The organism is Tolumonas osonensis, assembly GCF_014202415.1.
In the GTDB taxonomy this organism is placed as follows: Bacteria; Pseudomonadota; Gammaproteobacteria; order Enterobacterales; family Aeromonadaceae; genus Tolumonas; species Tolumonas osonensis.
The window spans coordinates 326,204-339,107 of the sequence record NZ_JACHGR010000001.1 but is presented as its reverse complement, the minus strand read 5'-3'; the positions used below and the strand labels follow the sequence as shown (position 1 = coordinate 339,107).

Annotated in this window: 12 protein-coding genes; 7 read left to right on the top strand and 5 right to left on the bottom strand. The window is 51.7% G+C overall.

Annotation, left to right across the window (positions count from 1 at the left end; translation table 11 throughout):
- Positions 1 to 239: 239 nt before the first annotated feature.
- Entirely contained in the window at positions 240 to 1,142 is a 903-nt protein-coding gene (locus HNR75_RS01515; RefSeq protein WP_188025245.1) for a YihY family inner membrane protein, read from the top strand.
- Positions 1,143 to 1,192: 50 nt separating this feature from the next.
- Here the strand turns inward: HNR75_RS01515 and HNR75_RS01510 are convergent, their stop codons facing one another.
- Positions 1,193 to 1,513: an HI1450 family dsDNA-mimic protein gene (locus tag HNR75_RS01510; RefSeq protein ID WP_188025244.1), complete on the bottom strand. Its 321-nt coding sequence runs from the start codon at positions 1,511 to 1,513 to the stop codon at positions 1,193 to 1,195.
- 155 nt (positions 1,514 to 1,668) lie between these two features.
- On the opposite strand from HNR75_RS01510, the gene parC reads away from it, so the two are divergent.
- From parC to HNR75_RS01480, 6 genes are all read left to right on the top strand, one after another.
- The gene (gene parC / locus HNR75_RS01505; RefSeq protein ID WP_188025243.1) at positions 1,669 to 3,939 is read left to right on the top strand and encodes a DNA topoisomerase IV subunit A; all 2,271 of its coding nucleotides are present in this window, start codon (positions 1,669 to 1,671) and stop codon (positions 3,937 to 3,939) included.
- Between the two features lie 11 nt (positions 3,940 to 3,950).
- Positions 3,951 to 4,673, top strand: a complete 723-nt coding sequence (locus HNR75_RS01500; protein WP_188025242.1) for a 1-acylglycerol-3-phosphate O-acyltransferase — start codon at positions 3,951 to 3,953, stop codon at positions 4,671 to 4,673.
- Positions 4,674 to 4,772: 99 nt separating this feature from the next.
- Positions 4,773 to 5,441 (top strand): DedA family protein, encoded by a 669-nt coding sequence (locus HNR75_RS01495; protein ID WP_188025241.1) that lies wholly within the window; start codon positions 4,773 to 4,775, stop codon positions 5,439 to 5,441.
- Positions 5,442 to 5,675: 234 nt separating this feature from the next.
- Complete coding sequence (locus tag HNR75_RS01490) at positions 5,676 to 6,827, top strand: 3-phenylpropionate MFS transporter (protein ID WP_188025240.1); 1,152 nt, start codon at positions 5,676 to 5,678, stop codon at positions 6,825 to 6,827.
- A gap of 7 nt (positions 6,828 to 6,834) precedes the next feature.
- On the top strand, positions 6,835 to 7,755 hold the full coding sequence (locus HNR75_RS01485) for an AEC family transporter (RefSeq protein WP_188025239.1): 921 nt from the start codon (positions 6,835 to 6,837) through the stop codon (positions 7,753 to 7,755).
- A gap of 63 nt (positions 7,756 to 7,818) precedes the next feature.
- Positions 7,819 to 8,058, top strand: coding sequence for a DUF2960 domain-containing protein (locus tag HNR75_RS01480; protein WP_188025238.1), 240 nt, complete (start codon positions 7,819 to 7,821; stop codon positions 8,056 to 8,058).
- Between the two features lie 45 nt (positions 8,059 to 8,103).
- Here HNR75_RS01480 and hslU read toward each other — a convergent pair whose 3' ends face one another.
- The 4 genes from hslU to argS all read right to left on the bottom strand — a co-directional run bounded on the left by hslU (position 8,104) and on the right by argS (position 12,861).
- The gene (gene hslU / locus HNR75_RS01475; RefSeq protein ID WP_188025237.1) at positions 8,104 to 9,435 is read right to left on the bottom strand and encodes an ATP-dependent protease ATPase subunit HslU; all 1,332 of its coding nucleotides are present in this window, start codon (positions 9,433 to 9,435) and stop codon (positions 8,104 to 8,106) included.
- 25 nt (positions 9,436 to 9,460) lie between these two features.
- On the bottom strand, positions 9,461 to 10,003 hold the full coding sequence (hslV, locus tag HNR75_RS01470; protein ID WP_188025236.1) for an ATP-dependent protease subunit HslV: 543 nt from the start codon (positions 10,001 to 10,003) through the stop codon (positions 9,461 to 9,463).
- Positions 10,004 to 10,116: 113 nt separating this feature from the next.
- Entirely contained in the window at positions 10,117 to 11,115 is a 999-nt protein-coding gene (locus tag HNR75_RS01465; RefSeq protein WP_188025235.1) for an SPOR domain-containing protein, read from the bottom strand.
- Between the two features lie 3 nt (positions 11,116 to 11,118).
- The gene (argS, locus tag HNR75_RS01460) at positions 11,119 to 12,861 is read right to left on the bottom strand and encodes an arginine--tRNA ligase (RefSeq protein WP_188025234.1); all 1,743 of its coding nucleotides are present in this window, start codon (positions 12,859 to 12,861) and stop codon (positions 11,119 to 11,121) included.
- Between the last annotated feature and the right edge of the window lie 43 nt (positions 12,862 to 12,904).

The window sequence follows — 12,904 nt, the reverse complement described above, 5'->3', positions numbered from 1 at the left end:
ACCGAAGCTACAATAAATTAGATATTTTGTATTAGATACGAATCTAATTTTCTATCATAAAAAACCTTAAGATTGATGGTAAAATGGACAGAGAAGTTAGATAAGTCACTAAAAATTAGATAATTGCCTTTTAAGCCGCTCCAGCACTGGCTTTTCTAATTTTTAAATCTAATTTTCAGGTACATGTATTTTTTTTCAGCGGTATGCTAGGCGTGGTATTAGCAGCTCAGAGGATAGAGATGGTTCAGGATCCAACCCGATTACTGGCGCTGCGTAATCAGCGCTGGGCAAAGAGTCGCCTGTTTTGTCTGCGTATCCGCCGTTTCTCTGCCTTTTTCCGGAAACGGGTCTGGCATGACCGGTTGCCGGTACTGGCGGGCCATCTGGCGTATGTTTCTCTATTATCAATTGTTCCATTCCTTGCCGTGGTGTTTTCCGTATTCTCCTGGATGCCACGCTTTTCTCATCTTCGTCGTCAGGTTGAGGTGTTTATTTTTAGCAATCTGGTGCCGGAGACGGAAATTGCATTCCGCTATCATTTTTCGCTATTTGTGAAAAACGCGTCCCAGACTACCTCTATCGGATTATTAACGTTATTGGTTGTGGCCGTATTACTGATTGCGGCTGTGGACGAGAACCTGAATCATATCTGGCGTACCCGTGGACAACGCAAATGGTATAAAACCTGGGTTATCTATGTATCGATGCTGATTGTGGTGCCAGTATTGGTCGGTGGCAGCTTATTGCTCTCGTCGTATGTCAAGGCGCAAAAGTGGTGGGATGTATCTGTTGTGGTATCGGTCAGTGACACTGCCGCTACTATTTTTCCTTATCTGCTTTCGACTGGCGGCATTTTACTGCTCTATAAGCTGGTGCCCACAATTGTGGTCATGTGGCGGCATGCTTTTATTGGTGCCATGACAGCCGCTTTATTGTTTGAGGGTGCCAAAAGCGTATTTTCCTATTATGTACAGCATTTCAGCACCTACAAATCGATATATGGCGCGTTGGCTGGTATTCCTATTCTGATGGTATGGCTGTACGTGAGCTGGCTGGTGGTACTGCTGGGAGCGGAGCTTACCGCCACGCTGGGCGAGTGGCAGCAGAACCGGACATTACGGGGGCGTAAACCCCGTCGATGACTCTGGCATAACCAGGCCCTTTTACGCCGGGGTTCTGAATTAAAAATGGCTTATTCCGGCTGCCACAGAATATGGCATTCCTGACTTTCCGGATCGCGGTTAATCAGCATGCGGGCAAACAGGTATTCTAATTCTTCATCCGCATTCAGCAAACCGACCCGGACTTCCAGCCATTCTTCGGGTTTCACTTCCGCCTGAATTTCTTCTTCCCAGTCGGCTTCCGGTTCGCAGTCACCCAATCCGCCATGTTCCGGGAACTCCCGGTTGAATAGGGCAATAGTCGCTTCATCCAGATTATCGGCCGCCAGCTCGAGAAAAAGTTCGTAAGCCTGATCGATAAGTTGATCGTTTTGGTTATCAGTTGCTGTCATATTTTCACCTCATTTTTTACGGCGCTATTACAGCACGATCACTGTCAGGTAGCGAGAGGTTGTCAGGCTGTCAGGCTGCAAATATCGCGCTGTCAGGCAGTGATTATGATAGGCTAGCACCCAGTAATCAGAGAGATACCAAGAGAATAAGAAACATGAGTGATGCTGAACTGAGTCTGGAAGGTGTCGAGCGTCAGCCGCTGCGAACCTTCACTGAGCAGGCTTATCTCAACTACTCCATGTATGTGATCATGGATCGTGCGCTGCCGCATATTGCCGACGGCCTGAAACCCGTACAGCGCCGTATCGTCTATGCCATGAGCGAACTGGGCCTGTCAGCACTGGCAAAACACAAGAAATCAGCCCGTACTGTCGGGGATGTGCTCGGTAAATATCATCCGCACGGTGATTCGGCATGCTATGAAGCCATGGTGCTGATGGCGCAGCCATTTTCTTACCGTTACCCGCTGGTCGATGGGCAGGGGAACTGGGGGGCGCCGGATGATCCGAAATCGTTCGCGGCCATGCGTTACACCGAGGCGCGGTTATCCCGTTTCTCTGAGTTGTTATTAAGCGAGCTGGATCAGGGCACGGTGGAATGGCAGCCAAACTTTGACGGCACCATGAAAGAGCCGCAGATCCTGCCGGCCCGGCTGCCGCATATTCTGCTGAACGGCGTCACGGGGATTGCGGTTGGTATGGCCACCGATATTCCGCCGCATAACGTGCGCGAAGTGGCGCAGGCTTGTATCGCTTTACTGGAGCGGCCGGACAGCACGACAGCAGATCTGCTGGAGTATGTGCAGGGGCCGGATTATCCGACCAGAGCCGAGATCATCACGCCCCGTTCGGATATCCGCAAGATCTATGAACAGGGCCGTGGCTCCATCAGAGCGCGCGCGGTTTATCATATGGAAGACGGTGATATCGTCATCACCGCACTGCCGCATCAGGCTTCCGGTGCCCGTATCATGGAGCAGATCGCCGCGCAGATGCAGGCGAAAAAACTGCCGATGGTCAGTGATCTGCGCGATGAATCCGATCATGAAAACCCGACCCGTCTGGTGATTGTGCCGCGCTCTAACCGCATTGATGTGGAACAGCTGATGCAGCATCTGTTCGCCAGTACCGATCTGGAAAAGAGCTACCGCGTAAACCTCAACATGCTGGGGCTGGATCATCGCCCGCAGGTGAAGGATCTGCGTACCATTCTGAGCGAGTGGCTGTCGTTCCGCCGGGAAACGGTGCGTCGCCGTCTGCAGTTCCGCCTGGATAAGGTGCTGAATCGTCTGCATATCCTGGACGGTTTGCTGATCGCCTATCTCAATATCGACGAAGTGATTGCCATCATCCGTTATGAAGATGAGCCGAAAGCGGAACTGATGCGCCGCTTTGGCCTGTCGGATATTCAGGCGGAAGCGATCCTGGATCTGAAACTGCGTCATCTGGCGAAGCTGGAAGAGATCAAGATCCGTGGTGAACAGGATGAGCTGAATAAAGAACGTGAGTACCTCGAAGGTCTGCTGGGCTCTGAACGCAAGCTGGGCAATCTGCTGAAAAAAGAGATCCAGACTGATGCCGAGAAATATGGTGACGAGCGCCGTTCGCCACTGGTAGAACGTCAGGAAGCGAAGCAACTGACGGAAAAAGAGCTGACTCCAAGCGAACTGGTCACTGTCGTGGTTTCAGAAATGGGCTGGGTGCGAGCCGCGAAAGGCCATGATGTGGATGTGCAGGGACTGAGTTACAAAGCGGGTGACAGCTATCTGGCCAGCGCACCGGGACGCAGTAACCAGCAGGCCGTATTCATGACCAATCTGGGCCGGACCTACTCGCTGGAGACGCACACCTTGCCGTCGGCACGGGGACAGGGTGAACCGCTGACCGGTAAACTCAGTTTCACAGCCGGGGAACAAACCCGCTATGTGTTGTTGGGTAATGAAGAAGAAACCTATCTGATTTGTTCTGATGCCGGTTATGGTTTCCTGTGTGCCTACAGTGACCTGATCAGTAAAAATAAAAACGGTAAGGCGTTACTGACGCTGCCGGAAGGAGCGCAGGTATTACCACCACAGCTTGCTGCAAAATCGGATGATGCTTTATGTCTGGTGATCAGTAATGAAGGCCGGATGCTGCTATTCCCGCTGAATACCTTGCCTCAGTTAGGTAAAGGCAAAGGCAACAAACTGATTGGCATTCCGGCAGATAAAGTGGCCAGCCGGGAAGAGTTCGTTATCCATGTTGCGGTTGTCCGTGCCGAGCAGGCGGTCACACTGTATGCCGGTAAACGGAAGCTGACATTAAAACCGGCAGACATGGCGCTCTATCATGGTGAACGTGGTCGTCGTGGTGCCAAGTTACCGCGGGGCTTACAACGGGTTGATCGGATCGAGCTTGAACCGATGGCAACCAACAGCGAAGTATAAAGGGTATTTTGATGTTAAAAATTCTGAGAATCATCGTACTGATATTTTTAATGATCGTCTGGTTTTTGGTCGGGCTGGTGATTTGCCTGGCGCGTCCGCGTCATAAAAACAATGTCTTTCTGCTTGGCCGGATGCTGAACATGATGTGTCCGGTGTTTGGTGTAAAAGTAAAATCCATCATTCCGGATTGCAGCCGGAACATTGGTTCTGTGGTGTATGCGGTGAATCATCAGTCCAATTACGATATTTTCGTTACGACTGGCTGCAACCTGCCGGGTGTGGTCTCGATGGGTAAAAAAAATCTGGTTTGGGTACCATTTTTCGGCATTCTCTATTACCTGAGCGGTAATATTCTGGTTGATCGCGCCAACCGCAGTCGTGCGGTGGATTCGATGAAACAGGTAGTTGCCAAGATTAAAGAGCGAGGCATTTCAATCTGGATGTTTCCGGAAGGAACCCGTTCAAAAGGCCGCGGATTACTGCCGTTCAAAACCGGTGCGTTCCATACTGCGCTGATGGCTGAAGTGCCGATTGTCCCGATCGTCTGTTCCAGTTATGCGGATCAGATTGATTTAAACCGCTGGGATAATGGTGAAATTATCGTCGAGGTAATGCCGCCGGTGGATACCAAACAATGGAGCCGTGAGACAGTGAAAGACCTGACAGAAACTGTCCGGAATCAAATGGTGCAGAAACTGGCAGAACTGGATGCCATTACGAGAAAACCATCCTGATCATTCCGAAAAAACGAATAAAAATCTCTCTCCGGGGCGATTGCCGCCCCGAATAGGATCGCTTAGACTCTGCACAACTTTTTGAGCGGGATCTCATTTATGGAATGGTTACATCTGATCGTCGATTTTGTATTACACATCGATGTGCATCTGCAGGAACTCTTTACCACCTACGGTATCTGGGTTTATGGCATTCTCTTTCTGATTATTTTCAGCGAAACCGGTTTTGTGGTGACGCCGTTTCTGCCGGGTGATTCCCTACTGTTCGCGGCGGGTGCGCTGGTGGCGGCAACACAGGGCTCGCCGGAATCCATGAATGTGCATACGCTGGTGATGCTGCTGATGACCGCTGCCGTAACCGGTAATATTGTCAACTACACCGTCGGCCACTTTTTCGGTGAAAAATTGTTCCAGAATCCGAACTCTAAAGTGTTCCGGAAGGATCATCTGGAAAAAACGCATGCTTTCTTTGAAAAGCATGGCGGTAAAACCATCATCATTACCCGCTTCATTCCGATCATCCGCACATTTGCGCCGTTTGTGGCAGGTATGGGGGCGATGACCTATAAGCGGTTTATGGCGTTCAACCTGATTGGCGGTGCGATTTGGGTTATGTCATTTGTCTATGCCGGTTTTGAATTCGGGCAGCAGGAGTTTGTGCGTAAAAACTTCACGATGTTGATGATGGGAATCATTGTGATATCACTGTTACCGATGGTGATTCAGGCGATCCGGGTGAAATGTGCCGCCCAGTCGACTAAAGCTTAATTAGACAGAATACTATCTGTAACGCCCGGTGAATTTTACCGGGCGTTTTTTATTGCTCACCAGTATCTTGCTGATCATGTACATTTAGTCTGAAATGAGACTGAAACCGGTTTCTTTTGGGGTTTGTTTCCGGTAACGCTGTGACTTGCTCCGCAAATATTCTGTCTGTCTGTCCTGACAATAATGCCGGCAATTTGTTAATCTCTCGGCTATTACTCCCCCATCTGTAGTTCGATGTTACCTTATCCCTGGTTAGCGCTGAATTTATCAGCAATTTATTTAGTTCTGGGTATCTTTTCGCCGTTCTGGGGCGTCTGGCTGGAATCCGTTGGTTTAAAATCCGAGCAAATAGGTCTGTTACTGGGGATCGGTTTTGCCATGCGTCTGTGCGGCAGTCTGACGATCATGCGCCAGGTAAGGCGGGCCGAGTTGTTAATTCCGGCCGCGAGGATACTGGTCTGGGGTGGACTGCTCAGTTTTGTCGGTTTTTATTTCTCTTCCCAGTTCTGGGTCGTTTTTCTGTTTACGCTGCTGGTCAATTTTATTTATCCGACATTATTACCGTTAACCGATGCGATAGCTTCCAGAATGGTACTTCAGGTTAATCTGGATTATGGCAATGTGCGTTTATGGGGATCCGCCGCTTTTATTGTCGGCACTACCCTGATCGGTATCGTGATTGAACACCTTGGGCAATCCTGGATCCTGCACTGTATCGTGCTTGGTCTACTGGTTGCGGGTTTCTGTATTCATATGCCGATGAAACCCGCACCACGAACCATCGGGCAGGAGAGTGAAAGCCACGGGTATGGCATGTTATTGCGCAACCGGGCTTTCCTGAATTTTCTGGCGATTGAAGCCCTGATCTTCGGCAGTCATTCTGCCTATAATAGTTTCAGCGCTATCTACTGGCATTCGCAGGGTTTTTCTGCGTCGACCATCAGTGCGCTTTGGACCACAGGGGTGGTGTTTGAAATTATCATGTTTGCTGCCAGTCGCCGTTTACTGGCGGGCTGGTCACCGGAACGTCTGTTTTTCTGGGCTACGATAGGGGCTGTTATCCGGTGGATAACCATTGGTACCAGCCTGAATTTATGGTTCTTGTTTCCGGCGCAGGCGCTGCATTCGTTTACTTATACACTGGCCCATTTAGGGGCGATGCAGTTCTTGTCACAGCGGTTACCGCGTGAAGCGATTATTTCCGGGCAGACGCTGTATTCCGCGATCGGTCAGTCGTTATCGTTAGCCCTGTTTACCGTATTAAGCGGAATGATGTACCGGCATATGCAACAGCATGTTTTCCTGGTGATGGCAGTGATTGCGCTGCCGGTTTTTTATCTGATCTGGCACGGGAAACGAATGACTATTTCCCGGCCTGCACAGTGAGGCATAAATGCAAGCGACGGATGTTAATCAACAGTTTTTGCTTTCAATCTGCATTATTCTGCTCGGCTATCTTGCCAAACGAACCCGCTATCTGACGGAAAAAGAAGGCGAGTCCATCGCACAGCTGATATTCAATATCACCTTGCCGGCACTGGTGATTAATGTCTTTTCCTCGCTGCCACTGCAGCCACAACTGGCGTTACTGCCCGTATTGGGCTTTGCGGCGAATGCGGTGCTCTGTCTGTGTCTTTTGTTCATCTTCCGCAAACATCCGCGCAATATCCGCGGCATGATGGGGATGGCCCTTCCCGGCGCCAATATCGGCCTGTTTGCCTATCCGCTGGTGGAGGCTATCTGGGGAAAACTGGGGCTGACGTATATTGCCATGTACGATCTGGGCAACTCCTATATGGTGTTTCTGGTCTGCTACACGGTCGGCGCCTATTTCTCGGGAGAAAAGCCTTTAAGCTGGCGCCAGTTGCTGCATTCGGTAGTGCGTTCCATACCGGTGATGGCCAGCCTGCTGGCGCTGTCGATCAACCTGCTGGGGATCCAGCTACCCGATTTGGTGTTACAGACCACAGGGGTCATCTCCAAGGCCAACATGCCACTGAGTCTGCTCTTGCTCGGGATGTATCTTAATTTCTCGTTTCCGGCGGAGCAGCGCAAATTGCTGTTACAGGCCTTGTGTAGCAAATATATTATCGGCGGTACCATCGGCGGGTTATTGTGCTGGCTGTTGCCTTTCGATGCCTTATTCCGGCATACGTTGTTGCTGGCCGGGTTGTTGCCATTGCCGACCATGGTTCTGACTTATTCGGTGATATTTGGTTATGACCGGCGCCTGACCGGGGCTATGCTGAATGCGTCCGTGCTGCTGAGTATTTTATTCAGCTGGCTGGTGTTTCATTTTTCGACCATGAGTTAGCTTCAGGGTAGAATAGCGGTACGGGATGTAGCAGCATATCCCGATCACAATGAATGAGGCATCATGGCGTTACGAATCAGTTACAGTTACAACGGTCAGCCGCGCGAGATTAATTACGCGAATGACAAATTTCACGATATCTATGAAGCGATTGCCGCGGAAGAAGGCGTGGATCTGAAGGCTTATCTGGCCATGGAGCGACAACTGGCATCCCTGTCCAAAAAGGCAGGGGCAGTGAAAGATTTCCGGGATAACAAATTCCGTGAATTTGGCTTCAGTGATATCAAAGTTATCAAAGAGTAAGAGAATATAAAAACGCCGCTAAAAGCGGCGTTTTGTTTTGCGTTATTACAGGATAAACCGGCTCAGATCTTCATCTTCCACCAGTTCACCCAGATAACGGTCAACGTAAGCGGCATCAATGCTGATCACTTGTCCCGGATTGTCTGCTGCGTCATAGGAAATATCTTCCATCAGCTTTTCCAGCACAGTATGCAGACGGCGGGCACCAATATTTTCGGTGCGTTCGTTCACTTTCCAGGCGGCTTCGGCGATGCTGCGGATACCATCCGGCGTGAATTCCACCGTGACCTGCTCGGTTGCCATCAGTGCCCGGTATTGCTCGGTCAGCGAGGCATTTGGTTCAGTCAGGATGCGCTCGAAATCATCGACCGTCAGGCTCTTCAGTTCAACCCGGATCGGCAAACGGCCCTGCAGTTCCGGGATCAGATCCGACGGTTTGGCGATCTGGAAGGCACCGGAGGCAATAAACAGAATGTGATCGGTTTTCACCATGCCGTGCTTGGTATTGACGGTGCAACCTTCAACCAGTGGCAGCAGGTCACGCTGTACGCCTTCGCGTGACACATCCGGACCACTGCTTTCACCGCGTTTACAGATCTTGTCGATCTCGTCGATAAAGACGATGCCGTTGTTTTCCACTGCATGAATGGTTTTTTCTTTCAGCTCTTCCGGATTCAGCAGACGGGCCGCTTCCTCTTCTACCAGCTGTTTCAGCGCTTCTTTTACTTTCAGCTTGCGCTTACGGGTATTACCGGAAGACATGTTCTGGAACAGGCCCTGCAACTGGTTGGTCATCTCTTCCATACCCGGAGGTGCCATGATTTCCACGCCCATTTGCGGGCCGGCTACTTCAATTTCGATCTCTTTGTCATCCAGTTCACCTTCCCGCAGTTTTTTGCGGAAGATCTGGCGGGTGTGTGCACCGGTATCGGATTTTTCCGCTTCACCCCAGTTGGTGCGCGCAGGTGGCAGCAGTACGTCCAGAACGCGCTCCTCGGCCGCTTCCTGAGCCCGGAACCGGACCTTTTCCATTTCCTGACCACGCATCATTTTCAGTGCCATGTCGGTCAGATCGCGGATGATGGTATCCACCTCTTTACCGACATAACCCACTTCGGTGAATTTGGTCGCTTCCACCTTGATAAACGGTGCGTTGGCCAGTTTAGCCAGACGACGGGCTATTTCGGTTTTACCGACACCAGTCGGGCCAATCATCAGGATATTTTTCGGTGCCACTTCCTGACGCAGATCGTCAGTCAGTTGCATGCGGCGCCAGCGGTTACGCAGGGCAATAGCGACAGCACGTTTTGCTTCGGCCTGACCAATGATATGACGATCAAGCTCGTGGACAATTTCTCTCGGGGTCATTTCAGACATCTGGGTATCCTTGGTCTGCATTCAGTTAAACAGGGGTGACAGTTGGATAGTCCAGCACTTCGATGGTCTGGAAACTATTGGTAAAGACGCAGATATCACCCGCGATAGTCAGTGCTTTTCTGACAATATCTTCAGCGGAAAGCGTGGTGTTCTCCAGCAGCGCACGGGCTGCGGACTGGGCAAAAGCGCCGCCGGAGCCGATGGCAATCAGATCATTTTCCGGCTGTACGACGTCACCATTACCAGTAATGATGAAGGAACGCTGGGCATCAGCCACGGCCAGAAGGGCTTCCAGACGACGCAAGGCACGATCGGTACGCCACTCTTTGGCCAGAGCAACGGCGGCCCGCTCCAGATTACCCTGATGTGCCTGTAGTTTGGCTTCAAACCGCTCCAGCAGGGTGAAGGCGTCAGCAGTACCGCCGGCAAAACCAGCCAGCACCTTGCCGTTATACAGACGATGGACTTTGCGGGCGTTGCCTTTCATCACGGTGTTGCCCAGAGAAACCTGACCATCGCCACCAATTACTACCTGGCCATTGCGCCGAACAGAAACGATTGTAGTCACATAAACCTCGATTGCGGGTAGCCGGCGTTGCCGGCGAAGATTCATGAGACAGGAGATAGGGGCGGGAAGTCCTCATTTCAAGGTTTCCCGCAGTGGAATTGTGCTGAAAAGCGTTATTGTGCGTAGACTGTGCAGTTCTGCACAGTTCCGGCCCCTCTCAGACGGGAAAGCGATTGTTCCGCCGCTGCCCGGCTGCTGTATGGACCCAGAATAACCCGGTGCCAGGTTCCGCTGGTACTGCTGCCTTTGCGGACCTGAGCGCTCTGACCCTGGACGGCAATACGTGATTGCAGAGAACTGGCCTGATCGGCGGTCCGGAAGGCGCCGCACTGCATCATATAGCGCTTGCCGGTGGCCACCGAGGCTTTGCTGCCGGTATTGCCACTCGCGGTCTCCGCGACGTAAGGGCGGGGTTTACCGAACATCGCCAACGCCTCATCGCGTTCCTGCGTCGCTGTTTTGGTTACGGGCGCGGCAGCGGTTTTGCTGCTTTTGCCTGATTCCTTCGCGATCACGTCCGCGAAGGATTTGGGTTTGCGCGGATCAGCGGTTTGTACCGGGGTTTCGGTGGTACGGGCTGTCACTGTCGCCGCCTGGTTGTTGGTGACCGGCGCCGTCTGATTGAGCGTCTGACTGGTTGTCTGAGTCAGTGTCGTGCTGCCGGCGGGCAACTGACCGTTCTGTTGCTGGGCCAGCAGTTTTGCCCGTTCCTGCTGAGCACGCAGCATTTCCTGCATTTTTTGCTGTTGTGCGAGGATCTGTGGATCCTTGCTCGGATCGCTGATCACCTGGCCATCCGGCAGTTCGACCGGCACCTCCTTGTTTTGCAGGAGCTGCATATAGTCGAACTGTTCTTTGGCCGGACGTTGCTGTTCAATCGGGATCGGTGCCTGTGCTGCAGTCTGTTGCGTCGTGACTTCTTCCGTTTCACCGGAAGAACCACTGATGTGATACAGGAAAATACCAAAACCAATCACCAGTGCCAGAGCCAGCACAGCACGCACCATCGGAAATGGCGCGTTGTTGCTGGCGCTGCTTTTGCGGCCTGGAGCATTCCTGCCTGCCGGTTTGCGTTTGGCAGGACGTGAACTGCGCACATAATCCCGGGTCATCGTTTACATGCGCTCCAGAGTCTCAATACCCAGCAGGGACAGACCCAGAGTCAGCGTTTTTGCAGTGGCCTGACACAGGGTCAGACGACTGGCTTTCTCTGCTGCGGTCACGCCTTCCTTGTTGATTGGACAGGCTTCATAGAAACTCATAAAGCAGCCGGAGAGCTCATACAGATAAGTACACAGCAGATGCGGCATCCCTTTCTGTGCGACGTTATGGACTACATCGTTAAACTGCAGCAGTTTGTTGGCCAGTGTTTCTTCTGCCGGTGCGGTGATTTGCACGGCGCCTGCCTGTGCTTCGTCACCAACGCGGCGGAAGATGGACTGGATACGGGTGTAGGCGTATTGCAGATATGGTGCGGTGTTACCTTCGAAGGTCAGCATGTTGTCCCAGTCGAAGATGTAGTCGGTGGTGCGGTTTTTAGAGAGATCCGCATATTTCACCGCGCCCATCGCTACCGCATGGATCACTTTCGCTTTTTCAACTTCTGGCAGATCAGCTGATTTTTCCGCGATCAAGGCGCCGGCACGCAGTTCTGCTTCATCCAGCAGTTCTGACAATTTAACGGTGCCACCAGTACGGGTTTTGAATGGTTTGCCATCTTTACCCAGCATCATGCCGAAGGCGTGGTGTTCCAGAGAAACCTGTTCTGGTACATAACCGGCTTTACGCGCAATCAGCCAGGCTTGCTGCAGATGCTGATGCTGGCGGGAGTCGATAAAATAAAGTACGCGGTCGGCTTTCAGCGTTTCAACACGGTATCTGGCACAGGCAATATCGGTTGTCGCATAGAGGAATCCACCATCGCGTTTCTGGATGATAACGGCCATCGCTTCGCCGTCTTTACCTTTGATTTCATCAAGATAAACAACGAGTGCACCTTCACTTTCTACCGCGAGTCCTTTTGCAGTCAGATCTTCAACGACAGCTCTCAGCATTGGGTTGTACAGGCTTTCACCCATCACATCTTTTTCGCTCAGACTGACATTCAGGCGATCATAGATGATCTGGTTTTGGGCCATGGTAATGTCGACCAGTTTCTTCCACATGGCGCGGCAATATTCATCACCACCCTGCAGTTTCACCACATAACCACGGGCACGTTCAGCGAACACTTCGTCTTCGTCGTAATGTTTTTTTGCTTCACGATAGAATGCTTCCAGATCGGACAGTTCCAGTTCACTGGCCTGCTCATTCTGTACTTTTTCCAGATAGGCGATCAGCATACCGAACTGGGTACCCCAGTCGCCGATGTGGTTCGCCCGGATCACGTTATGGCCTAAAAACTCCAGTGTACGGGTAACCGCATCACCAATCACGGTAGAACGGATGTGGTGCACGGCCATTTCTTTGGCAACGTTCGGTGCCGAATAATCCACGACGATGGTTTGTGCCGGAGAAGCCGGTTTCACTTCAGCTTTCGGGCTGGCGGCGATCGCTTCGATTTGTTTTGCCAGCCAGGTGCTGTCCAGGAAAAAGTTGATAAAACCCGGGCCTGCGATTTCGGTTTTGGCCACCAGGGTGGAGGCAGGCAGATGCGCAATAATCAGTTGCGCCAGTTCGCGCGGGTTCTTACCGGCCGGTTTAGCCAGCAACATTGCCAGATTGGTGGCCAGATCGCCATGTGCCTTGTCTTTGGTGTTATCGACCTGAATACGCGGTTCTAACTCGGCGGGAATTAAGGCGGCAGCTTTCAGGCTGGATACGGTTTGCTCAAGGAGTTGTTGGATCTGTGCTTTCATTGTGTCTGACGGTTCCTGACTCGAATACGGGTAGCCGGTCGGC

Bases quoted from the DNA above. Each gene is read 5' to 3' on its own strand.
- HNR75_RS01510 (WP_188025244.1), bottom strand. From the start codon at position 1,513: ATGACAGCAACTGATAACCAAAACGATCAACTTATCGATCAGGCTTAC.
- HNR75_RS01515 (WP_188025245.1), top strand. From the start codon at position 240: ATGGTTCAGGATCCAACCCGATTACTGGCGCTGCGTAATCAGCGCTGG.
- HNR75_RS01490 (WP_188025240.1), top strand. From the start codon at position 5,676: ATGTTACCTTATCCCTGGTTAGCGCTGAATTTATCAGCAATTTATTTA.
- HNR75_RS01500 (WP_188025242.1), top strand. From the start codon at position 3,951: ATGTTAAAAATTCTGAGAATCATCGTACTGATATTTTTAATGATCGTC.
- hslU (WP_188025237.1), bottom strand. From the start codon at position 9,435: ATGTCTGAAATGACCCCGAGAGAAATTGTCCACGAGCTTGATCGTCAT.
- HNR75_RS01480 (WP_188025238.1), top strand. From the start codon at position 7,819: ATGGCGTTACGAATCAGTTACAGTTACAACGGTCAGCCGCGCGAGATT.
- HNR75_RS01465 (WP_188025235.1), bottom strand. From the start codon at position 11,115: ATGACCCGGGATTATGTGCGCAGTTCACGTCCTGCCAAACGCAAACCG.
- argS (WP_188025234.1), bottom strand. From the start codon at position 12,861: ATGAAAGCACAGATCCAACAACTCCTTGAGCAAACCGTATCCAGCCTG.
- parC (WP_188025243.1), top strand. From the start codon at position 1,669: ATGAGTGATGCTGAACTGAGTCTGGAAGGTGTCGAGCGTCAGCCGCTG.
- HNR75_RS01485 (WP_188025239.1), top strand. From the start codon at position 6,835: ATGCAAGCGACGGATGTTAATCAACAGTTTTTGCTTTCAATCTGCATT.
- HNR75_RS01495 (WP_188025241.1), top strand. From the start codon at position 4,773: ATGGAATGGTTACATCTGATCGTCGATTTTGTATTACACATCGATGTG.